Origin of the sequence: Microbispora oryzae (assembly GCF_017896165.1) — a bacterium.
Lineage (GTDB): Bacteria > Actinomycetota > Actinomycetes > Streptosporangiales > Streptosporangiaceae > Microbispora > Microbispora oryzae.
In genome coordinates this window covers 78,475-99,214 of the sequence record NZ_JAFCNB010000012.1, presented here as the reverse complement: position 1 = coordinate 99,214, position 20,740 = coordinate 78,475, and the positions used below count along the sequence as shown (strand labels likewise).

Below are 20,740 nucleotides of genomic sequence, written 5' to 3'. Positions count from 1 at the left end.
CCACGAAGAGGGTCAGCGGCCCTGTAGGCGGTCGCGCAGGGCCCCGGCGAGCAGCGTGAGTGCGAACGGCGCGTCTTCCCGCAGGTAGCGGCGGGCGAGGCGGCGCGGCTCCAGCAGCAGCCGGAACACCCATTCGCCACCGAGCCGCTGCAGGCCCTCCGGGGCCCGGCGGAACTGCCCCGCGGCCATCGGAATGGCCGCCCCGCAGCCGATGTACCAGGCGTTGGGCAGGTGCGGACGCAGCGCCGCGATGGTGCGCTCCTGCTTGGGGAATCCCAGGCCTACGAGGACGAGATCGGGGGTGGCGGCGGCCACCTTCTCCACGGTCTCCCGCATTCCGCCAGGGTCGGTGTCGAAGCCGAGGGGTGGCGCGTACGCGCCCGCGACACACAGGCCCGGGTAACGTTCGGCGAGCGCTCGCCCCGCCGCGTCGGGGACGCCGGGCTCGCCGCCCAGCAGGAACACCGACCGGCCCTCTCGCGCCGCGCGCTCGCTCAGGCTGAACAGCAGGGACGCACCGGTCACCCGGGCGGGGACCGGCCGTCCCGCCAGCCGGGCCGCCCACACGACGGGCATGCCGTCGGCCACGACCAGCTCCGCCTCCGCCACCAGGGCGGCGAGTGCGGGGTCGCGGCTGGCCGCGCGAACGATGTCGACGTTGGCGGTGACGATCGAGCCGCCCCTGTTCTCCCGCCACGCCCGCGAGACGTGGTCGCACACGCCGGTCTCGGTGAGCGCCATCACCTCGACGGCGCCGACCCGCGTTCGGGGAACCATCGGAGTCGCCGCGCCGGACGCGCCGGACGAGTGGTCGACCAAGAATGCCCCCGCTTCCATCCGGCCCTGTCCTATCCGTAGATCGGTCGCGGTAGCTGACCCGTTACATATAAGGGCCTCCTGAGCGTATCGGTATGGGCAATGATGCGGGCATGAGAGTCGAAAGCGGTCCGATCGAGGGAGTCCTGCTGTTCGTCCCGACCCCGCACCGGGACGAGCGCGGGCTTTTCACGCGGACGTTCGACGCCGCCCTGGCCGCCTCGCACGGGCTGGATCCCGCCTCGTTCGTCCAGGACAGTCAGTCGCGCACCGTGGCGGGCGGCCTCCGCGGCCTGCACGGCCGTTCCGGCGCCGGTGAGGCCAAGCTCGTCCGGTGCGCCCGTGGGGCCGTCCACGACGTGCTCGTCGACGCCAGGCCCGGCTCTCCGACCTACGGCCGGCGGATGTCGGTCGTGCTCGACGACGAGAGCTTCGTCCACCTGTACGTGCCTCCCGGGCTCCTGCACGGCTATCAGGCCCTGACGGAGGCCGACGTCTGCTACCGCATCGACAGGGAACACGACCCGGCGGAGGACCTCTCGGTGCGGTACGACGATCCCGACCTGGCGATCGCGTGGCCGCTGCCCGTGACGGCCGTCAGCCGGCGCGACCTCCAGGCGGAGTCGTGGCGGCGACTGCGGGCGCGACTGGAGGGCTGATCTCCTTCGTCTGCGAGCGGAGCAGCGCACCGGCCATACCCACGAGCAGGAACGCGACGCCGTTCACGATCCCGAAGGCGCGCAGGTCGAACGTCGCGGAGCCGACCAGCGGAATCACGAGGCAGGCCGTCATGGACAGGCCCAGATCGCGAGTGGACGGGTCGGCGGCCCGCCACATGGCGCGCAGCGACGACCAGATCCCCGTCAAGAAGAGCCCGGCGAACGTGGCCACGCCGAGGAGTCCCGCCTCCACCGCCGTGAGGAGGTACTGATTGTCGAACACCACGTGCTGCGGCGCGTACCAGGTGCCGACGCCCCGGCCAAGCAGCAGGTGCCTGCGGATCTCGGCGAAGGCGGTGTCGTAGTCGTTGGTCCGGTAGGCGAGGCTCGTGTCGCTGCTGAGGTTGGTGAACAGGCCCGTGATGGCCCCCAGAAGGCCGGGGACGGCCAGCTTGACCACAACGAGGAACCCGGCGAGCGCGACGACCGCACGGATCCTGCGGGCCATCGGCCAGCCGACGAGGAGCACCGCGCCCGCCACCGTCAGCCCGAGGATGGGCGACCGCGACGCCGAGAAGACCATGCCGGCGGCGATCAGCGCGCAGCACAGCCACCAGCGCAGCGCGGGCTTGCCGTCCTGTCGTGCGTGGAACGCGTAGTGCAGCGCGAGGGGCAGCACCATCACCGAGACCACGCCGAACTCGATGGGGTGGCTGGCGGTGGACGCGGCCCGGTTGACCCCGTTGCGCTGCAGGATCGCATCGCCGACGACCTGGGCCTCGGTGCCGGGGAACTCCATGAACCGCGTGAGATCGAAGTTGAGGAGATACTGCACGGCGCCGATCAGCCCCATGATCGCCCCGGCGACGACGAGGGCCTTGAACACCACATCGATGCGGTCACGGCCGCGGACGCCGTCGCAGGCGAGCAGCGCGATCGCCACCATCGCGGCCGAGGTGACGACGGCGTGGTCGGCCAGCTCCAGCTCGCGGGAGGGGAGAAAGCCCGCCGACGAGTAGGCGTAGGTCAGCAGCAGCGAGACACCGTAGACGTAGATCGCCGTGCGCACCGGGGTGCGGCCCTTGGCGGCGCCCAGGGTGTTCGTCAGGTGCGCGCAGAACCACCACACCGCGGCGAGCAGGCCGACGGCCTCGGCCGGCGTGAGCGCGAACGGCAGCCCCTTGATGATCAGCCGGGCGGGCACAAGCATCACGATCACGGCGAAGACGACCGCCAGCGTGGCGCCGTCGGCACGTTGCCGCTGCGAGGGCGCGACCGGATCCCGTGTGATCGTCAAGGGGGTGGCGCTCATGACCGCAGCCCCGCCGTGGACTTGGGCGCCGCCTCCCAGGTCGTGGACTGACCCTGATCGGCCGCGGACAGCTTCTGGGCCTTTCTACGGCGCAGGCCGGCGGCGACGCTCTCCGTGGCGAAGGAGGACGCCAGGGCGGCGAGCGCGCCCAGCACAAGCACCGCGGCGACGAATCGGAGTTTCCCGTTGCGCTGCGGCAGGGGGGTGGTCGCCGGAACCATCTCGGTGATCGTGATGTAGGTCGACGGTGGGGCGCCGAGCTGCCGCTGACGCCTCAGCAGTTCCTCCCTCGCCCGCTTCACCGCCTTCCGCACGATGTTCTGGGCCTCGGCGGGCACCGTGCTCTTGCCCTCGATCATCACCATGGGCGTGCTGAACAGCAGTTCGGGATTGGGGTGCCCGTTGTTGACCGTGTAGGTGACCGGGCCGTCCTTGACGACGCCGAGGTCCGCCGCGGTCTCCGGCGTGTTGAGGATCTGCACGAGGATGGACGCCGACATGTTCAACCCGCCGTCGAAGTTGAGCAGCGGATTGATCAGCAGCTGCGGCCGCCTGGAGTCGGTCACCTGGAAGGAACCGGTGGTCGGTATGGTCAGCACCATCACCCCGGTCGACACGTAATTAACCGGGATGACCAGATAGACGCCGTACGCGCCGCCCAGGGTGAGCAGGAAGGCGGTGACGGCCACATACCAGCGACGTAAGACGACGTTGGTCGCCGCCCAGAAGTCCACTCCGCCCCCCTCTACCTGTCGACCTCATCCGGCGCCAGCACCTCGACGACGAACCAGGTCTGGGTGTCGTCGTCCGCGCCTGCCCCGGACTCGTCCGTGTCCTCCACCCGCCGCGTCGTCATCACCCGCGGTTCCCGCGGCTGGTCCTCCTTCGGCCTTGGCGGCGTCTCCGGCTGCGTGCCCGCGTCCTCCGGCCCCTCGTCTTCCGGCTCGTACCGGCTGAGCTCGTTGCCGCCGGTCGTTCCGCCGGCCGGGCCGATGCCCCTGATCTGCTCGGCGCTCCGCCACATCACCACGTCCGGCCCTCCGCTCGGCGGACGCCTGCGCCGGTCCCGGCGGGACGTGACGGCGTACGCGGAGGAGAGCCCGACGACGAGCCCGCCGAGTAGCGCGGCGGCGGCGGCCTCGTACTTCACCGTGTAGCTCTCGTCGGGACCGAGCGACGCCACCGTGCTGATCCCGATGTATGTGCTGCGCGGCGCTCCGAGCATCCTCTGGTAGGTGTTGAGCTGCTCGCGGACGCGGGCCTGCGCGGCGGCCTGCAGGGTCCGCGCGGTGTCCTTCGACGGGCTGTCCACTTCGACGTGCACGAACGGCCCGGACGCGGTGATGCCGAGCAGCGCGGGGTCGGAGCGCCCGTCGTCGATCGTGAGATCGGTGGGACTGTTGTCGGTGATGCCCAGACGTCTGCGTTCGTCCGGGCTGTTCATCGTGAGGATCAGGATGCCCGCGACGGTACGCAGCCCGTCGTTCGGCTGGAGCAGCGGATTGGCGAGGCCCGGCTGCTTGTCGGTGTCCCCGGGCAGCACGCTCCTCGCCGGCGAGGTCAGGACCAGGGACGCGCTGGTCGTATAGCGAAGGGGCGCAAGAAAGAAGGCCAGTGTGGCTAGTCCGAGAGCACCGATGACGATAAGAGGGCCGGCCACCTTCAATCGCAGCAGATTGAAGATGGTTCTCCAGAAGACCATGTTCACCCTCGCCTCAACCCCGAATCCGCAGGTGCCGCGACGGACCTCTGCGAACACCATACAGTTCGCTCATCGGGACATCACTTCTTGATGTTACGGACCTGCCATAAACGGGATTGCCGATTCCGTTCTCCGTCGCGAGAATAAGGACCGCCATGCCGGGGCGAGAAGCCGTGCGGCCCGGGCGCCTCCTGGAACCCCACGAAGGGTGGACACAATGACGCCCAGCGGAGCCGCGCCTCAGGCGCGACGAGCGCCGAACCTCATCGGGACGGCCGCGCCACAGATCGGCGTGGGAATGCCGGTCTACAACGGCGAGCCCTACCTGACCGGCGCGCTGGCGTCGGTCCTCGGCCAGCGCGACGCCGACTTCGAGCTCGTCATCGCGGACAACTGCTCCACCGACGCGACCGAGGAGATCTGCAGGGAGGCCGCCAGGAACGATCCACGCGTCCGCTACCTGCGCAGGGAGCGCAACGTCGGAGTCATCGCCAACTACAACCGCATCGTTCAGGAAACCCGGGGCGAGTACTTCTCCTTCGCCACGGCCGACGACGAGTACCGTCAGGACCGGCTCGCCCTGCTGTCCGCGGCGCTGCGCGACCATCCCGAGGCCTCGGTCGCGTTCTCCGCCTCGGAGGAGATCGACGCGGAGGGGAGGCGGCTCGGCTTCTGGCGGACCGCCGCGGCGACCGACGCCCCCCGGCCTTCTCAGCGGCTGCGCGCCAAGCTGCGCCACTACGACGAGTGTCTGCATCTGTACGGCCTCATCCGTCGTTCGGCGCTCAGCCGGGCGCTGCCGCTCGCGCGTGTGCTGGCCGGCGACCGCGTGATGATCGCCGAGCTTGTCCTCATCGGCCCCTTCGTGCTGGTCGACGAGCCGCTGCTGCGGCACCGCAACCACGCGGCCAGCGACAGCCAGAGGTACGACGTGCGCGCCTGGCGCCGCCGCGAGATGCCCGATGAAGACCACCGTTTCTTCCTGCCCAACGTGGAGGAGGGCCGCGCGCTGCTGCGCGCGGTGCGCAACGCGCCGCTCAGCCGCGGGGAGCGCCTGCTGTGTTACCCGGCCATGTGGCCCTGGTTGCGGCGCAACGCGGTGCCGATGGCGCGCAATGTGGCCCATGTCGGCATCGACCTCGCCCGCGGCCGCCGTCGCCCCGCAGAGGGCGAGACGGTCAGGTCATGATCCGGGCGTGCATCTCCCTGATCTGGGAGACCGGCACCCCGACCAGGGCGAACACGGCGAGCCCCGCGATTCCCCCCGCGCAGAGCTGAACCAACGGGATGGTCCCGCCGGTCAGGCGGGCCACCGCCCAGACGGCCGCCACGGCCGCCAGTCCGCCCAGCAGCAGACGGGCGACTCTCGGGATGAGGGGACTGAGCTCGACCCGCTCCCGTCTCAGGAAGAGCACCGCCAGGGGGAGGGCGACCACGAGCGCCACCGCGGCGTGCGCGAGCGCCACTCCGTAGACGCCCCACAACCGGGCGCCTGCATACAGCGACGGCAGCAGGACGACGGCCCACACGAGGTTCATCCGCACGACGGAACGGGTGGCCCCCAGCGAGGTCAGGATGTCGAAGCTGAGGGCCGTGAGCATCCTCACCACCATGAGGATCATCAGGAACGACAGCACTCCGGCGGCCGGCAGCCACTTGTCGCCGTACAGGAAGACGACCATGGGCGGCGCGAGCGTCCCCACAAGCGCGGCGATCGGGAGCACCAGGACCAGCAGCATCGGGACGATCTGCTGGACCCTGGTGGAGAACGCGGCGGGATTGTGCTCCGCCACCCGCGCGAACCCCGGCAGCGTGACGTGGCGCAGGATCTCTCCGATGAAGCCGGGCACCCAGTTCGACACGTTGACCGCGAGCAGGTACATGCCGAGCATGGCGCCGCCCAGGGTCTTGCCGACGATGACGGAGTCGGCGTTGAGCACAACCGCCTCCACGCCGAGGCTGGCGGCCAGCGGCAGCCCGAACCGCAGCAGCCGCGCGGCGATGTCGCGCCGTAACGCGAGCCGGAGCGGCACTCCCGCCCAGAAAAACATCAGCACCCCGCCGACCAGCGAGCAGGCGACGTTCCCCACCGCGAAGCTGTACGCGCCCGCGCCGTTCAACGCGAGCGCGATGGCCAGGGCCACCTGGACGGCGACGCCGGCCATATTGGCTTTCGCGATCTTGTCCTGCTGGAAGCGGCGCAACATCACGGCGCTGCGCACGCTGACGAAGCCGTCGATGAGGATGGAGACCGTGAGCAGCCGGACCAGCGGGGCCGCGTCGGCGTTTCCGGCCAGCCCCGCGAAGAACGGCGCGAGCCACCAGAACACTCCGTACACCGTGGCGCTCAGGGCCAGGACCATCGCCGTGGCCGTCGGCAGCATCTCCTCGATCTTGCCCCGCCACTGGACGGTGGCCGCGACGATGCCGGCGTCGTTGATGTAGAACAGGATCTGATTGGCGGCCAGCGCGACCGCGTAGAGGCCGAAGTCCTCCGGCGCCAGCACGCGGGCGAGCACCAGGTTCATGCCGAATGAGATCATCTTGGTGGCGACCTTGGCCACGATCCCCCAGCGCAACCCGAGCCCGGGGGAACCGTCACGGTCGGTCTCCGCCGGAGAGGCCGTGGTCGTCGTCGTGGCCTCCGCCGTGCCGTGCGTCGAACCCTGCGCCGTGCCTTCGTGCCCTGTCGTCACTTGCTCTCCTCAGCAGGCACTGGCTCGTTCACCCGCTCCAGCCAGATCTCCCGCCAGAAGGGGTAAAACCCACGCGGGCAGTTAAGCAGGTCCATGCCGGTGCATGCCACGTCATCGAGCACAATGCAGGCGGTCTTCATCTCGAGCATCCGGCCCGTCGCCTCGTCGACGCAGCGCTCCACCCTCGCCCGGACCCTGGCCGTCCGGCCGCAGTGCCGCGCCATCTCCTCGTTGAACGACATGCCGCGGTTGAGCAGCTCCCCGTTGACCGTCGCGAGGATCTTCTCCTTGGGCTTGATCCGGACGATCTCTCCCGGGCGCAGGTCGAGCAGCTCCACCGGCGTCCGGCCCGTCACCGTGCCGCGCACGCCTCCCCAGGGAAGACCACCCCTGATCCGCAGCCAAGGAGGCAGCAGGCGGCGGCTCAGCCCCTGGTACCGGTTATAGAGGGCGACGAGGACGGCGTACACGGTCCGCCCCACGCCCGCGTTGCCGCCGCGCACGTCCGCCACGAACTGCCCCGCGCTCTTGAGCGGCAACGAGCGCGGGGCGGCGCGTAACAGCTCGGTCGCCTGACAGGAGAAGCGATCCTCCCCGCCGGGCCCCGGCTCCTTTCGCGTGTTCACGTCGAGCAGCGGGAGCAGCCGCGGCTCACGCACCGGCTCCGCCGGCGGCTCCGCCGGGTCGACCTTCTTGAGCCACGCCTCCTTGAAGTACAGGAGGCACGCGGTCTGGCATCCGCCGTGACCCGAGCCGTCACACCGGGCCTCGGTGAGGTGAACGGTGTCGTCCATGCGCCGCAGACCGGTCCTGGTTATCGTGTCGCACGTCTTGTGCGCGACCTTGTGCACCGTCAGGCGCCGCCCGCAATAACGCAGCATTTCTGGCATGAAGGGCAGATTGTCAAGTTCGCCCTTCTCGTTCAGCGTGGCCAGGATCTCGGCCTCACTCCGGACCTCGACGAGGTCTCCCACTCGGAGCTTCATTTCTCCAGTCCCTTCAAGAGGCCCGCTTCTTCCAGAGCACGAGCGGCCCGGGCCACCTCGCCGAACGTCAGCCCGGAACGTTCCGAAACGTCGAGCAGGCTGTGGTCGCCGTCCGAGAGGTTGAGCACCCACAACATCGCCATCTGGTCGCGCTTGGTGTCGCTCCGCCCGCCCAGCGAGCCGTACAGGCCGCGGCGGCCGAGTTGCGGCTCGCCGTACGGGCTGAGGTTGAGGTAGCGGCGGTCGCGCTCCAGCACGTCCACCGCCTCCCAGAGGGTCTCCAGCGTGTCGGTCATCGCCTCCGGGGAGACGAAGCCGGGATTGTCCCCCGAGGTGTGATATTCGGGGTAGGCGCCGTAAGGCGTGCGCGTGAGCGAGCCGACCCCGAGGTCGAACCCGGGCGAGCAGTACTGCCGCTCGTCGTAGCCGTAGGGCGAGAAGTCCACGACCGTGTGCGCGCGGCCGGAGGCGCGCAGCACGTGCTCCACGGCCCGGTCGACGGCGGCGTTCCCCCGCCTGCTGCGCTTGTAGGTGAGCGAACCCCTGTCGCCGGCGCAGGCGAGCACGATCCCCGCCCCGATCCGGCCGACCCGGTCGCGGTTGCGCGCCAGCCAGGTGATCGCCCCGATCGTGCCCGGTGCGAACACGAACCGGTAGGTGTGACGCGGTGTCCGCTCCGCCAGCCGCCGCGCGAGCTCCACGGCAACCGCGACGCCGGCCAGGTTGTCGTTGGCCAGCGACGGGTGGCAAATGTGGCACGACACCAGGACCTCGTCGGCCGACTCGCCGGGCACGACGTGCTCGCCGTAGGTGAGGTGACCGTCCGCGAGGGTCGAGTCGATCACCACCTCGTACGGCCCCGGCTCCAGCGCGTCGAGCGTCTCCTGCCTGAGGCAGAAGCCCCAGGTCTCGGCGTAGTAGCTGGTCCGGTACGGAATCAGGTCCGGCTGCCCGGGCAGCGTGTGCAGGTGCGGGCGGAGCTCGTCCAGACTCATCGTGGCCGACACCGGCACGCTGTAACCGACGACGTGGAGGGACGACTCCGCGAAGTCGATCACCTTGCGGCCGGAGGGGTCCCTGACGTACGCGTCGCGGATGTTCCATTCCTTCGGGACCGTCCAGTCGAGCACCTGGGTCCCGGTCGGCACCTCGTGGACCTCCAGCGGCACCGACTCCGCGACGATCTCCAGCGTGCGCCGCACCCCGTTCCCCGTGATGCTCCGGCACAGCGGGTAGAGCCGCTCCACGAGCGCGTGCATCCGGCGCCCGGCATCGCTCATCCGGCCACCGGCCGCAGGTCGTCGCCGATCGTTCCGGCCGCGCGGCGGTCGGACAGTCGCGCCAGCCGGGTGAACCCGCGGTCGAAGCTCTCCGAGGTGAGCCCGAACCGCCGGTAGGCGTCGATCAGCTCGACCGCGCCGTCCTTGACCGTCCAGCGCGCCTGGAAGCCGGGAAGCGCGGCACGCACGCGGGAGAAGTCCACCCGGTACGACCGGGGGTCGGCGCCCGCCTCACCGGTGATGACCAGTTTCGACCCGGGCACCGCCTCGACCACGTGGGACGCGATCTCCGCGACCGTCAGATTGTTGGCCTCGGTGCCGACGTTGAACGCCCTGTCGTGGACGGCCTCCCGCGGCGCGACCAGCGCCTGGGCGAACGCCTCGGCGATGTCGAGCGCGTGGACCAGCGGCCGCCACGGGGTGCCGTCGGACAGCACCCGCACCTCTCCGGTCAGGTGCGCGTGGCCGATCAGGTTGTTCAGCACGATGTCGGCCCGCAGCCGCGGGGAGAACCCGAACGCGGTGGCGTTGCGGAGGTAGACCGGGGTGAAATCGTCGTCCGCCAGCTCGGACAGGTCGTCCTCCACCCGCACCTTCGACTCGGCGTACGGCGTGACGGGCCGCAGCGGCGCGTCCTCTCCGACCAGGTCGTCGCCGCCGGACGCGCCGTAGACCGAGCACGTGGAGGCGTAGAGGAAGCGGCGCACGCCCGCGTCCCTGGCCAGCCGGGCCAGCCGTACGGACGCGTGGTGGTTGATGTCGTAGGTCAGGTCGGGGGCGAGCGAGCCCAGCGGGTCGTTGGACAGCGCCGCGAGGTGCACGACGGCGTCGATCCCGGCGACGACCTCGGGCCCGGCGTCCCGGAGGTCGACGGCGTGACCGGGCGGGTCGGCGGGCGCCGGGCCGAGGACACGGTCGGCGAACAGCCCGGAGTCGAGGCCGACGACCTCGTGCCCCGCTCCGGCGAGCACGGGGGCCATCACTGTGCCCAGGTAGCCCTGGTGTCCGGTCAACAGCACGCGCATGTCGGGTCAGCCTCCTGACAGGTCAAGGGTGAGCTTGGAGAGGTGGAACGCCTCGGCGTACCGGGCGTGGCACTCGATCCCGCGCAGGCGGGCCAGGCCGAGGAACGCCTCGCGGTCGTACCACGGCTTGGCCCGCTGGGAGGGGTAGTGCTCCAGCAGCAGGTCCGCTTTGGCCGAGGCGACCTCCGGGGCGAGCGGCTGGTAGGCCGAGGGCCTGCCGAGGTCGCCGTCCCATTTGGCGATCTCGTAGCCCAGGGCGAGATGGTCGCGGAACGCCGTGGTCACGAGCCGGGCGAGCCCCCGGTGATCCTGATGGGCGTCCCCCTGCCAGGGGCCGAGCACCAGGTCGGGGTCGGTGGCGGCGCGCAACTCCTCGACCGCCTCCTTCGCCTCGTCCCAGTGTGCGGGCAGCCGGCCGTCGGGCAGCTTGCGCACGGTGACCCGCAGGTCGGCGCCGGGGCAGAAGGCGGCGAGGGCGGCCCGTTCCTCGTCCTCGCGCTCGGTGCCCCCGCCCGACAGCACCAGCGCGTCGACCCGGATGCCCGGCCGGGCCCGGCACAGGGTGAGCAGGGTGCCCCCGGCGCCGATCGGCAGGTCGTCGCAGTGGGCGGCGAGCGCGGCGACCCGCTCCAGCCGGGCCGGTGCGAGCCCGATCACGAGGCCCGCTCCCACAGCGCCCACGGCCGCTCGCCGCGGGAGTACGCCTCGTCGAGGGCGACCCGCTCCTTCACGGTGTCGGTGGGCCGCCAGTAGCCGCGGTACGAATAGGCCAGCAGCCGGTCCTGCTTGGCCAGCTCGGCGCAGCCGTCGGCCACCAGGTCGCCGCCCTCGGGGATGTGGTCGAAGATCTCCTGGCGGAGCACGAAGTAGCCGCCGTTGACCCACAGCGGCATCTCGCTGACCGGCGTGATGCCACCGACCTTGCCCGACTCGCCCAGCTCGATGCAGTGGAACGTCTCCGCCGGCGGGACGGCCATCATCAGCGCCCCGGCGTCGGAGGCGGTGAGCCTGTCGATCATGTCGGGCAGCGGGGCGTCGGTCAGCACGTCGGCGTAGTTTGCCAGGAACATCTCGTCGCCGCCGATGTGGTCCCTGACCCGCCGCAGCCGCTCACCGATGGGCGAGTCGATGCCGGTCTGGACGAACGAGATCGACCAGTCGGAGATGTCGGTCGACAGCAGCTCGACCCGGCCGGCGCGCAGGACGAAGTCGTTGGACGTCGTCTCCTGGTAGTTGAGGAAGAAGTCCTTGATGTGGTGGGAGCCGTACCCCAGGCACAGGATGAACTCGGTGTGCCCGAAGTGGGCGTAGTAGCGCATCACATGCCAGATCAGCGGCCTCGGCCCGACGAGCTGCATGGGCTTGGGGACGTCGCCGGCGGTGCCGGTGCGCATGCGGGTGCCGTAGCCGCCGCAGAAGAGGACGACTTTCACGAGACGACCTCCAGCCGGGGGATGGGGAAGACCAGGCTGCCTCCCCAGTCGCGGACGTAGGCGAGCTGCTCGGTGATCTCCGCGCGGAGGTTCCACGGAAGCACGAGCACGTAGTCGGGCCGGTCCTGCTCGATCCGCTCCGGCGGCAGGATGGGGATGCGGGTGCCGGGAGTGAACCTGCCGTGCTTGTACGGGTTCCGGTCCACGGTGTACGCCAGCAGGTCGGGGCGGACACCGCAGTGGTTGAGCAGCGTGTTCCCCTTGCCGGGCGCGCCGTAGCCGACGACCGTCCGGCCCTCCTCGGCCGCCCGGATGAGGAAGGACAGCAGGTCGCGCCGCACCCGGGCCACCCGGGCGGCGAACTCGGCGTACCCGGACAGCTCGTGCAGGCCCGCGGCCTTCTCCCTGGCCAGCAGGTCGGCCACCCGCGGGCCCGGCTCCCCCGCCGCCTCGGCCGGTCGCGCCCACAGCCGGATCGAACCGCCGTGGGTCGGCAGCGACTCCACGTCCACCAGGGCCAGCCCGCCGCTCGCCAGGGCCCGCTGCGCCGACGCGACCGTGTAGTACTGGAAGTGCTCGTGGTAGACGGTGTCGTACTGCGTGCTCTCGATGAGGGTGAGCAGGTGCTGCACCTCGATCGACACCCAGCCGTCGTCGGCCACCAGGGCCCGCAGCCCCCGGGTGAAGCCGATGACGTCGGGGATGTGGGCGTACACGTTGTTGGCGACGACGAGATCGGCCGGGCCGTGCTCCTCCCGTACGGCGGCGCCGGTCTCCGGGGAGAGGAAGGCCGTGAGGGTCGGCACCCCGGCGTCCTTCGCCGCCTGGCCGACGTTGGCCGACGGCTCGATGCCGAGGCAGCGGATCCCGCGTTCCACGACGTGGCGCAGCAGGTAGCCGTCGTTGCTGGCCACCTCGACGACGAACGAGCCCGCCGACAGCCCCAGGCGCTCCGACGCGCCGGCCACGAACCGGCGGGCGTGCTCCACCCAGGACGTCGAGTACGACGAGAAGTACGCGTACTCGGTGAACGTGTCCTCAGGAGTGATCAGCGGAGGGATCTGGGCCAGATAGCAGTCGGTGCACAGGCGCAGATGCAGGGGGTAGGTGGTTTCCGGTTCGTCGAGCTGCTCACGCGTCAGGAACCGCTCGCAGGGGGGTGTCGCGCCGAGGTCGACGACGCTCGCGAGCGCCGCGGACCCGCATAACCGGCACGTTGTCATCAATTTGCTCCCTCACCACATCGGTTGCCGTCGGAAAAGACGTGCGGGGTCCACGGCCGGTTGCCATGAACGCAATCATTAACAGGAAGGAATCGAGCCGCATCGGCATATGCGATGCTTCGTCCATGGATCGGCTCAGCATCGCCGGGGCCTGGTGCCACACCCCCCGCATCCACGCCGACGAGCGCGGCGCGTTCCTCGAATCCTTCAGGTCCGCCGACCTGCGGGAGGCCGCCGGGCACACGCTCGACCTCGCGCAGGTCAACTGCTCGGTCTCCCGGAAGGGCTCGCTGCGCGGGATCCACTTCGCCGACGTCCCACCGGGGCAGGCCAAGTACGTCACCTGCGTCGCCGGGAGCGTGCTCGACGTCGTCGTCGACCTCAGAGTCGGCTCCCCCACGTTCGGCGCCTGGGAGACCGTGCTGCTCGACGACGCCGACCGGCGGGGCGTCTACCTCGCGGAAGGGCTGGGCCACGGCTTCCTCGCGTTGAGCGAGATGGCCACGGTGGTCTACCTCTGCTCCCGGCCGTACGCGCCGGGCAGGGAGCACGGCGTCCACCCCCTCGATCCCGACCTGGGGATCGAGTGGCCCGCGGACGTCGAGCCGATCCTGTCGGCCAAGGACGCGGCCGCCCCCTCGCTCAAGGAGGCGAGGGAGACGGGACTGCTGCCGGACCATGACGCCTGCCTCGCCTTCTACGACACGCTGAGGTAGGGCCAGGCCGCCCGCAGGGCCTCCCGCCAGTGCCGCATCGGCGGCAGGCCGGCCTCCGCCCAGCGGCCGTGCCCCAGCACGCTCCACGCCGGACGCGGGGCGGGCCGGGTGAAGGCGGCGCTCGTGGTGGGGACGACCCTGCCGGGGTCGGCGCCGAGCAGCGTGAAGACCTCGCGGGCGAGCTCGTACCAGGTCGCCCGGCCAGCGTTCGTGCCGTGGTAGACCCCGCCGGGCGCGTCCGAGAGGCCCAGCGCGACCAGCCGGGCGGCGAGGTCGGCGGACCAGGTCGGCTGGCCCGTCTGGTCGGTGACCACCGGCACGGTCTCCCGTTCGGCCGCCAGGCGGATCATCGTGGCCGGGAAGCTCCGGCCCCTGGTCCCGTAGAGCCAGGCCGTCCGCACGACCGTGTGACCGTACGCGAGCGCGGCCCGCTCCCCCGCCAGCTTCGACCGCCCGTACGCGTTGATCGGGCCCACCGGGGCGTCCTCGCCGTACGGCTCGCTGCCGGTGCCGTCGAAGACGTAGTCGGTCGAGACGTGGATGAGCCGCACGCCCCGCTTGGCGCAGGCCGGCGCGAGGCCCTCGACCGCGCGGCCGTTGGCCTCCATGGCGTCGTCCGGACGGGCCTCCGCGCCGTCGACGTCGGTCCAGGCGGCGCAGTTGACCACGACGTCGGGGGCGAGGGCGTCCAGGGCCTCCTCCACGGCCCGGCCGTCGGTGACGTCGAGGTCGCGCCCGAAACCGGTGGCGTCCTCACCCGGCACGACGCTCAGGGCCGTCACGACGTCGGCGCCGAGCATGCCCCTGGCGCCTGTCACCATCCATTTCATGCGCGCGCCCGCAACGGCTTCCACCACTGGGGGTTGTCGACGTACCAGCCGATGGTCTCAGCCAGGCCCTGCTCGAAGGCGATCTCGGGGGCGTACCCCAGGGCGCGCAACTTCCGGTCGTCGAGCGAGTAGCGCCGGTCGTGCCCCTTACGGTCCGCCACCCGTTCGACCCGGTCCCAGCCCGCGTCGAACGCGGCGAGCAGCCGCTCGGTGAGCTCCAGGTTGGACAGCTCGGCCGTCCCGGCGATGTGGTAGACCGCGCCGGGCTCCCCCACCTCGGCGACGCGCTGGATGCCCCGGCAGTGGTCGGCCACGTGGATCCAGTCGCGGACGTTCCCTCCGTCGCCGTAGAGCGGGACCCGGCGGCCCTCGATGAGGTTGGTGACGAACAGCGGGATGACCTTCTCGGGATATTGGTACGGCCCGTAGTTGTTGCCGCACCGGGTGATCGACACCGGCAGCCCGTGGGTGACGGCGTACGCCCTGGCCAGCATGTCGCCTCCGGCCTTGGCGGCCGAGTAGGGCGAACGCGGGGCCGGCGGAGCGCTCTCGTCCCATGAGCCGGTGTCGATCGAGCCGTAGACCTCGTCGGTGGACACCTGCACAACCTTGCGCACGCCGGCGTCGAGACAGGCGTCGAGAAGGGTCTGCACGCCCAGGACATTCGTGCGCACGAATTCGGCCGCTCCGTCGATCGACCTGTCGACGTGGGACTCGGCGGCGAAATTGATCACTATGTCATGACCGGGCACCACGTCGCGGAGCAGTTCCGCGTCGCAGACGTCGCCCTGGACGAAGTCGTAACCGCCCTCGACGGGGGCGAGATTGGCCATGTTTCCCGCGTAGGTGAGCCGGTCGAGCACCGTCACCCGCGCTCCGGCGAAGGGGGGATATCCACCGGTGAGCACGGTCCTCACGTACTCGGAGCCGATGAAACCGGCCCCACCGGTGATCAATAACCTCACGTCAGAAATCTCCAGATTTGAACGGCTTTTAGCACAAGTAGCAATAAGGGGGAAATGCATGGCGTTTCAGCGGGGAAATCGGCACGCCAAAGGCCTGGTCCGAGTGAATAAAAGACGAGGTATCGCCGATTTGATGCGGGGTCGTCACCTCACGCGTCACAATAGCCCCCGGCAGTGGAACGGCAAGGACAGAAGGACGAGCCCAGCGTCTCGGCGCGGAGGTCGGAGATATGGCCCCCATCAAACACCCACGCCACGGAGCGAGATCCGGATACGCCCGCGCGCTCCGGCGCCTGGCGCGCCCGCGTCCGGCCCTGCTGGTCGCGACCGCGCTCGTCGCGGCGGCGATCCCCGCGATATTCGTCGCGGCCCGGTTCACCGGAGGCTCCGCTCCCGCGCCCACGCCCGTCGCCCAGCCGCGGATGACGCTCCAGGCCAGGGAGACCAGCCTGTGGTCCGCGGGCGACCGGTCCGGCCCGCCCGTCCACGTGGACCGGGCCCCGGTCGAGCTCGGCACCCGCTTCACCGCGGCCGAGGACGGCTGGGTGACCGGCGTGCGCTTCTTCAAGGCGCGGGGCGAGCAGGGCACCCACACGGGAACTCTGTGGAGCTCCAGAGGGACGCGCCTCGCCACGGTGGCGTTCGAGGGCGAGAGCCGGTCCGGCTGGCAGGAGGCCCGCTTCGGCAAGGCCGTGCCGGTGGAGGCCGGCAAGGTCTACACCGTCTCCTACCACAGCGAGCACGGCACGTACGTCGGCCGCCCGTCGAGCAGGACGCTGCGGTCGGGGCCGCTCAGCACGGCGGCCCGCCGCGTGGGCGTCTACTCCTACGGCGCGAGCCGCTTCCCGAAGCGGTGGAACCCGAAGGACTACAACTACTACGTCGGTCCCATCTATCGCTGGCTGGAGAGGCGGCCCGCCCCGGCCACGGGTCCAGGCACGGGTCCGGTCGCCTCGGCGAGCCCGTCCGGCGAAGTCGCCGAGGTCACGCCGAGCCTCCGGCCGTCCGCTCCACGCCTGTCGCCGGATCCCAGTGACGAGCCCTATGCCGAGCCCTCCCTTGACCCGTTCCTGGACCCTTCCGTTCCCCAGTCCACCGACCCGTTCACCGACCCGTTCACCGAGCCGTCCGTCGGCGCGTCGCCTGCCGGACCCTCCGCGGAGCCGACAACGGCCCCCAGCCCGGCCATGCGCCCGTCGTCGGCGCCCTGAAGCGCGCGGGACGGCGGGCCCGCGTTCATCCCGATCGTCACCGGCGGTATCCGGATCCACGTGACCGGCCCGCTTTCCTGCCACACCTGACGGCCCGCGCACGGGGGGCGGGGTCCCGGCCACGCCCCCCGGCGCGAGATGCGGGCTCATGAGATGATCTGCACTTTGCTGTGGTCTCCCAGCACGAGCCGGTGAGCGCGCGGCGCGTGCGGCGCCGGGGTGACCTCCACGTCGTGCCCGATCAGCGAGGCCTCGATCCGGCGCACCCCCCTGATGGAGGCGCGCGACAGCACGATCGAGTATTCGATCTCGCTTCCCTCGATGACGCAGTCGGCGCCGATCGAGGTGAACGGCCCGACGTACGAGCCGCTGACCACGGTCCCGGCTCCGATGACGACCGGGCCCACGATGCGGGAGTCGCGCACCGAGGCTCCGGCCTCCACCACGACCCGCCCGATGAGCTCGCAGTCCTCGACGTCGCCGTCGCTCCGGGGCTCAAGGGACTCCAGCACGAGCCGGTTCACCTCAAGCATGTCGGTGACGTTTCCGGTGTCCTTCCAGTAGCCCGAGATGACCGACGGCTCGACCTCGTGGCCGGCGTCGATGAGCCACTGGATGGCGTCGGTGATCTCCAGTTCGCCCCGCCACGACGGCTTGAGCTCGGCGACCGCCTCGTGCACCGCCGGGGTGAAGAGGTAGACCCCGACCAGGGCGAGGTCGCTCTTGGGCTCGCGCGGCTTCTCCTCAAGCCGTACGACCCGGCCGTGCGCGTCGATCTCCGCGACGCCGAACTGGCGGGGATCGGACACCCGGGTCAGCATGATCTGCGCGCTCGGCCGCAGGGCGCGGAAGCGGTCGACCAGTCCCTCGATCCCGCCCACGATGAAGTTGTCGCCCAGGTACATGACGAAGTCGTCGTCGCCGAGAAAGTCGCGCGCGATCAGCACGGCGTGCGCCAGCCCGAGCGGCGCCTCCTGGCGGAGGTAGGTGGCCTGCAGGCCGAACCGCGAACCGTCGCCCACCGCGGCCTCGATCTCGGCGTGGGTGTCGCCGACGACGATGCCCACCTCACGGATACCGGCCGCCGCGATCGACTCCAGGCCGTAGAAGAGCACCGGTTTGTTGGCCACCGGCACCAGTTGCTTGGCCTGCGTGTGCGTGATGGGGCGCAGGCGGGTGCCGGAACCGCCCGCCAGGACGAGAGCCTTCACGTCAGTACGCCCCGTCGCCGCGCGTGACCGCCGACCAGGTCTTCCAGAGCACCTGCAGGTCGAGCATGAGCGACCAGTTCTCCACATAGCGCAGATCAAGCCGGACCGACTCGTCCCAGGACAGATCGGACCGGCCGCTGACCTGCCACAGACCGGTCATGCCGGGCTTGACGACGAGACGGCGGCGCACGTCCACGGCGTACTGCTCTACCTCGGACGGCAGCGGCGGCCGCGGGCCGACCAGGGACATCTCGCCTCGTAACACGTTGATGAGCTGGGGGAACTCGTCGAGCGAGTAGCGGCGCAGCACCGCTCCCACACGGGTGATCCTTGGATCGTTCCTAATCTTGAACAGCACTCCGTCCGACTCGTTGTCGTCAAGGAGCACCTGCCGCATCTTCTCGGCGTCCACCACCATCGTGCGGAACTTGAGCACCTCGAACTCCCGCCCGTGCCGGCCGACCCTGATCTGGCGGAAGAGCGCGGGCCCGGGGCTGGTGACGCGGATCGCGGCGGCGATGGCGAGCATCGGCACCGCCAGGACCGCCAGCGCGACCGCCGCGACCACTCTGTCGAACGCGCTCTTCACGAGCTGGCGCGCGCCGTCGAGGTCGGGGTGCTGCACATGGAGCAGCGGCATTCCGGCGACCGGTCGCACGCTCACCCTGGGACCCGCGACGTCCATGAGCGCCGGGGCGACGAACAGTTCCGCGCCTCTCGACTCGATGCCCCACGCGAGCCGGCGCAGCGCCGCCCCGTCCAGCTCGGGGCAGGCCAGGACGGCCACCGCGTCGGCGGACACCTTGTCGACGACCGCCGCCACGTCGGCGAAGTCGCCGAGCACGGGCACGTCGTCGACGTCGAGCCGCCGGCCCCGGTCCTGCGGGTTCGGCAGGCACGCGGCGACGACCCGCATCCCGTGGTACGGCTGCCGCCGCAACTGCATGACGAGGTCGAGGACCGCCGCGCCATGCCCCACCGCCACGACACGCCGCAGGTAGTCGCCGCGCGAGCGGGACCGGTGCAGCCGCTTGCGCATGCGGTGACGGAACACCAGCGTGATCAACGTCGCGAGCGGCACCATCGCCATCACGTAGCTTCTGGCCACCGTGGTCTGCGTGACGTAGGCACCGATCGCGATGGTCGCCACCAGCCCGAAGCCGCCCTGGGCGACCGCGCGGAACTCCTCGGTGCCCTCGCCGTGCGCGCTCCTGCGGTAGCTCCCGACGAGGCCCAGGACGCCCGGCCACAGGATGGTCAGAGTGATGCCGAAGAACAGATCCACCATGGGGATGAACGCACCCAGCGCGAGGCGAGCCCCTTCGACCACGCAGAACGCGAGGATCGAGCACGCGAGATCTCCGGCCATGAGCAGCCTGAAGTAGACCGCCGTCGCCATGCTGCCGTATCTCCGCTGCGGAACATCCGTGGGGACAGTTCGCGTCTGGGTCGGCCCCAACCGCGTCTCCATCTATCACGCCCCTAGTCGCCGGACTCTGCAGACATGACGCCTGTTCCGCCACATAGGTTGACCGGAAGCACATGCGCTTCTTGGGCGGTTATCAGGCTTCGATATTAAAGAGCGATCTACGCCGAGGGGAACGACACACACTGTCCACATTTGGCCGTAGCGCTGACATCGAAATGACTTGACGGAACGGTCCAACGATGCCTGCTTCGACACCCTTCGGGGGAAATGGCCCCGAAGTATGCGAGCCCGTGACCTGCCGAAACACCGCGCCCTCCCGCACGTCGAGAGCGTCACGGCGGCCGGAGCGGCGACCGGCGCAGGTCCCGGCCGGGCGCGGCGATCAGGAAACCCTCACAACGGCCGGTCCGCGAACTCAATACGGGCCTGCCTCCCGCCTTCCGGCCGAACTAGATTCGGATTCATGAGCGTACGCATCGACACGAACGGGCCGGTGACAACCGTGATCCTGCGGCGGCCCGAGGTGCGCAACGCGGTGGACGGGCCCACCGCCGAGGCGCTCGCGGACGCGTTCCGCGCCTTCGACGCCGACGACCGTCAGTCGGTCGCGGTCCTGTGGGGCGAGGGCGGCACGTTCTGCTCGGGCGCCGACCTGCACGCCGTCGGCGGGGAGCGCGGCAACCGGGTCGAACCCGACGGCGACGGCCCGATGGGGCCCACCCGGATGCGGCTCTCGAAACCGGTCATCGCGGCGGTCGAGGGCCACGCCGTGGCGGGCGGGCTGGAGCTGGCGCTCTGGTGCGACCTGCGCGTCGCGGCCGAGGACGCCACCTTCGGAGTGTTCTGCCGTCGTTGGGGGGTGCCGCTCATCGACGGCGGCACCGTACGGCTGCCGCGGCTCGTCGGGACGGGACGCGCGCTCGACCTCATCCTGACCGGCCGGGCCGTACCGGCCTCCGAGGCGTTGGAAATCGGACTGGTCAACCGGATCGTCCCCACGGGCACGGCCCGGGAGGCCGCGGAGGGGCTGGCGGCGACGCTCGCCGCGTTCCCGCAGGCGTGCCTGCGCGGCGACCGCCTCTCGGTGCTGGAACAGGAGGGGCTCTCCGAGCCGGAGGCGCTGGCCGCGGAGTTCCGGCACGGCCTGGCGACGCTGCGCGCGGAGCGTCTGGCGGACGTCGAGCGGTTCCGTTCGGGAGCCGGCCGGCACGGCGCCTGACCCGCACGGCGGAGAACAGGGGGGTCG

The 20,740-nt window shown here is 70.7% G+C and carries 20 protein-coding genes; 5 read left to right on the top strand and 15 right to left on the bottom strand.

The genetic code is table 11. The annotated features are described in order from the left end of the window. Positions 1-12: 12 nt before the first annotated feature. A complete protein-coding gene (locus JOL79_RS21680) occupies positions 13-777 on the bottom strand; it encodes a WecB/TagA/CpsF family glycosyltransferase (protein ID WP_210157709.1) in 765 nt (254 codons plus the stop codon). Between the two features lie 152 nt (positions 778-929). Here JOL79_RS21680 and JOL79_RS21675 point away from each other — a divergent pair, with 152 nt between their 5' ends. Continuing rightward, entirely contained in the window at positions 930-1,475 is a 546-nt protein-coding gene (locus JOL79_RS21675) for a dTDP-4-dehydrorhamnose 3,5-epimerase family protein (protein ID WP_210157708.1), read from the top strand. On the opposite strand, the gene JOL79_RS21670 is transcribed toward JOL79_RS21675, so the two are convergent. Genes JOL79_RS21670 through JOL79_RS21660 form a run of 3 tightly spaced genes read right to left on the bottom strand, consistent with a single transcriptional unit; the run spans position 1,414 to position 4,330 of the window. Beyond that, complete coding sequence (locus JOL79_RS21670; protein WP_230985205.1) at positions 1,414-2,772, bottom strand: O-antigen ligase family protein; 1,359 nt, start codon at positions 2,770-2,772, stop codon at positions 1,414-1,416. The two genes, JOL79_RS21675 and JOL79_RS21670, sit on opposite strands and share 62 nt — an antisense overlap. Positions 2,773-2,783: 11 nt before the next feature. Further along, on the bottom strand, positions 2,784-3,521 hold the full coding sequence (locus JOL79_RS21665) for a GumC domain-containing protein (RefSeq protein ID WP_210157706.1): 738 nt from the start codon (positions 3,519-3,521) through the stop codon (positions 2,784-2,786). 11 nt (positions 3,522-3,532) lie between these two features. After that, the gene (locus tag JOL79_RS21660; RefSeq protein ID WP_210157705.1) at positions 3,533-4,330 is read right to left on the bottom strand and encodes a hypothetical protein; all 798 of its coding nucleotides are present in this window, start codon (positions 4,328-4,330) and stop codon (positions 3,533-3,535) included. Between the two features lie 376 nt (positions 4,331-4,706). Here JOL79_RS21660 and JOL79_RS21655 point away from each other — a divergent pair, with 376 nt between their 5' ends. Beyond that, the gene (locus JOL79_RS21655; RefSeq protein WP_210157704.1) at positions 4,707-5,678 is read left to right on the top strand and encodes a glycosyltransferase family 2 protein; all 972 of its coding nucleotides are present in this window, start codon (positions 4,707-4,709) and stop codon (positions 5,676-5,678) included. Here the strand turns inward: JOL79_RS21655 and JOL79_RS21650 are convergent. Genes JOL79_RS21650 through JOL79_RS21620 form a run of 7 tightly spaced genes read right to left on the bottom strand, consistent with a single transcriptional unit; the run spans position 5,668 to position 13,132 of the window. Continuing rightward, positions 5,668-7,185 carry an oligosaccharide flippase family protein gene (locus JOL79_RS21650; protein ID WP_307848656.1) on the bottom strand — a complete coding sequence of 506 codons (1,518 nt, stop codon included), beginning with the start codon at positions 7,183-7,185 and terminating at the stop codon, positions 5,668-5,670. The genes JOL79_RS21655 and JOL79_RS21650 overlap by 11 nt on opposite strands. Continuing rightward, positions 7,182-8,171 (bottom strand): hypothetical protein, encoded by a 990-nt coding sequence (locus tag JOL79_RS21645; RefSeq protein WP_210157703.1) that lies wholly within the window; start codon positions 8,169-8,171, stop codon positions 7,182-7,184. Before JOL79_RS21645 ends, JOL79_RS21650 begins: the two co-directional genes overlap by 4 nt. Continuing rightward, positions 8,168-9,451, bottom strand: a complete 1,284-nt coding sequence (locus tag JOL79_RS21640; RefSeq protein WP_210157702.1) for a DUF4910 domain-containing protein — start codon at positions 9,449-9,451, stop codon at positions 8,168-8,170. Before JOL79_RS21640 ends, JOL79_RS21645 begins: the two co-directional genes overlap by 4 nt. After that, positions 9,448-10,476 (bottom strand): NAD-dependent epimerase/dehydratase family protein, encoded by a 1,029-nt coding sequence (locus tag JOL79_RS21635; RefSeq protein WP_210157701.1) that lies wholly within the window; start codon positions 10,474-10,476, stop codon positions 9,448-9,450. The genes JOL79_RS21640 and JOL79_RS21635 overlap by 4 nt, the downstream gene beginning before the upstream one ends. Positions 10,477-10,482: 6 nt before the next feature. Further along, complete coding sequence (locus JOL79_RS21630) at positions 10,483-11,133, bottom strand: PIG-L deacetylase family protein (RefSeq protein WP_210157700.1); 651 nt, start codon at positions 11,131-11,133, stop codon at positions 10,483-10,485. Next, on the bottom strand, positions 11,130-11,909 hold the full coding sequence (locus tag JOL79_RS21625) for a sugar phosphate nucleotidyltransferase (protein ID WP_210157699.1): 780 nt from the start codon (positions 11,907-11,909) through the stop codon (positions 11,130-11,132). The genes JOL79_RS21630 and JOL79_RS21625 overlap by 4 nt, the downstream gene beginning before the upstream one ends. Then, positions 11,906-13,132: a class I SAM-dependent methyltransferase gene (locus JOL79_RS21620; protein ID WP_210157698.1), complete on the bottom strand. Its 1,227-nt coding sequence runs from the start codon at positions 13,130-13,132 to the stop codon at positions 11,906-11,908. The genes JOL79_RS21625 and JOL79_RS21620 overlap by 4 nt, the downstream gene beginning before the upstream one ends. Before the next feature lie 125 nt (positions 13,133-13,257). Between JOL79_RS21620 and rfbC the strand changes: the two genes are divergently transcribed. Next, entirely contained in the window at positions 13,258-13,848 is a 591-nt protein-coding gene (rfbC, locus tag JOL79_RS21615) for a dTDP-4-dehydrorhamnose 3,5-epimerase (protein ID WP_210157697.1), read from the top strand. Here rfbC and rfbD read toward each other — a convergent pair. Continuing rightward, positions 13,830-14,678, bottom strand: a complete 849-nt coding sequence (gene rfbD, locus JOL79_RS21610) for a dTDP-4-dehydrorhamnose reductase (protein ID WP_210157696.1) — start codon at positions 14,676-14,678, stop codon at positions 13,830-13,832. The genes rfbC and rfbD overlap by 19 nt on opposite strands. Beyond that, complete coding sequence (gene rfbB, locus JOL79_RS21605) at positions 14,675-15,643, bottom strand: dTDP-glucose 4,6-dehydratase (protein ID WP_210157695.1); 969 nt, start codon at positions 15,641-15,643, stop codon at positions 14,675-14,677. Before rfbB ends, rfbD begins: the two co-directional genes overlap by 4 nt. 230 nt (positions 15,644-15,873) lie before the next feature. On the opposite strand from rfbB, the gene JOL79_RS21600 reads away from it, so the two are divergent. Further along, positions 15,874-16,854: a DUF4082 domain-containing protein gene (locus JOL79_RS21600; protein WP_210157694.1), complete on the top strand. Its 981-nt coding sequence runs from the start codon at positions 15,874-15,876 to the stop codon at positions 16,852-16,854. Between the two features lie 146 nt (positions 16,855-17,000). Here the strand turns inward: JOL79_RS21600 and JOL79_RS21595 are convergent, their stop codons facing one another. After that, positions 17,001-18,065 (bottom strand): glucose-1-phosphate thymidylyltransferase, encoded by a 1,065-nt coding sequence (locus JOL79_RS21595; RefSeq protein WP_210157693.1) that lies wholly within the window; start codon positions 18,063-18,065, stop codon positions 17,001-17,003. Between the two features lies 1 nt (position 18,066). Beyond that, positions 18,067-19,464, bottom strand: coding sequence for a sugar transferase (locus JOL79_RS21590; protein WP_210157692.1), 1,398 nt, complete (start codon positions 19,462-19,464; stop codon positions 18,067-18,069). Between the two features lie 493 nt (positions 19,465-19,957). On the opposite strand from JOL79_RS21590, the gene JOL79_RS21585 reads away from it, so the two are divergent. Then, positions 19,958-20,713, top strand: a complete 756-nt coding sequence (locus JOL79_RS21585) for a crotonase/enoyl-CoA hydratase family protein (protein WP_210157691.1) — start codon at positions 19,958-19,960, stop codon at positions 20,711-20,713. The last annotated feature ends 27 nt before the right edge of the window (positions 20,714-20,740 follow it).

What these genes read in the sequence shown, in the direction of transcription:
- JOL79_RS21680 (WP_210157709.1), bottom strand. Translation starts at nt 777, where the DNA reads ATGGTTCCCCGAACGCGGGTCGGCGCCGTCGAGGTGATGGCGCTCACC.
- JOL79_RS21675 (WP_210157708.1), top strand. Translation starts at nt 930, where the DNA reads ATGAGAGTCGAAAGCGGTCCGATCGAGGGAGTCCTGCTGTTCGTCCCG.
- JOL79_RS21655 (WP_210157704.1), top strand. Translation starts at nt 4,707, where the DNA reads ATGACGCCCAGCGGAGCCGCGCCTCAGGCGCGACGAGCGCCGAACCTC.
- JOL79_RS21645 (WP_210157703.1), bottom strand. Translation starts at nt 8,171, where the DNA reads ATGAAGCTCCGAGTGGGAGACCTCGTCGAGGTCCGGAGTGAGGCCGAG.
- JOL79_RS21640 (WP_210157702.1), bottom strand. Translation starts at nt 9,451, where the DNA reads ATGAGCGATGCCGGGCGCCGGATGCACGCGCTCGTGGAGCGGCTCTAC.
- JOL79_RS21635 (WP_210157701.1), bottom strand. Translation starts at nt 10,476, where the DNA reads ATGCGCGTGCTGTTGACCGGACACCAGGGCTACCTGGGCACAGTGATG.
- JOL79_RS21620 (WP_210157698.1), bottom strand. Translation starts at nt 13,132, where the DNA reads ATGACAACGTGCCGGTTATGCGGGTCCGCGGCGCTCGCGAGCGTCGTC.
- rfbC (WP_210157697.1), top strand. Translation starts at nt 13,258, where the DNA reads ATGGATCGGCTCAGCATCGCCGGGGCCTGGTGCCACACCCCCCGCATC.
- rfbD (WP_210157696.1), bottom strand. Translation starts at nt 14,678, where the DNA reads ATGAAATGGATGGTGACAGGCGCCAGGGGCATGCTCGGCGCCGACGTC.
- JOL79_RS21600 (WP_210157694.1), top strand. Translation starts at nt 15,874, where the DNA reads ATGGCCCCCATCAAACACCCACGCCACGGAGCGAGATCCGGATACGCC.
- JOL79_RS21590 (WP_210157692.1), bottom strand. Translation starts at nt 19,464, where the DNA reads ATGGCGACGGCGGTCTACTTCAGGCTGCTCATGGCCGGAGATCTCGCG.
- JOL79_RS21585 (WP_210157691.1), top strand. Translation starts at nt 19,958, where the DNA reads ATGAGCGTACGCATCGACACGAACGGGCCGGTGACAACCGTGATCCTG.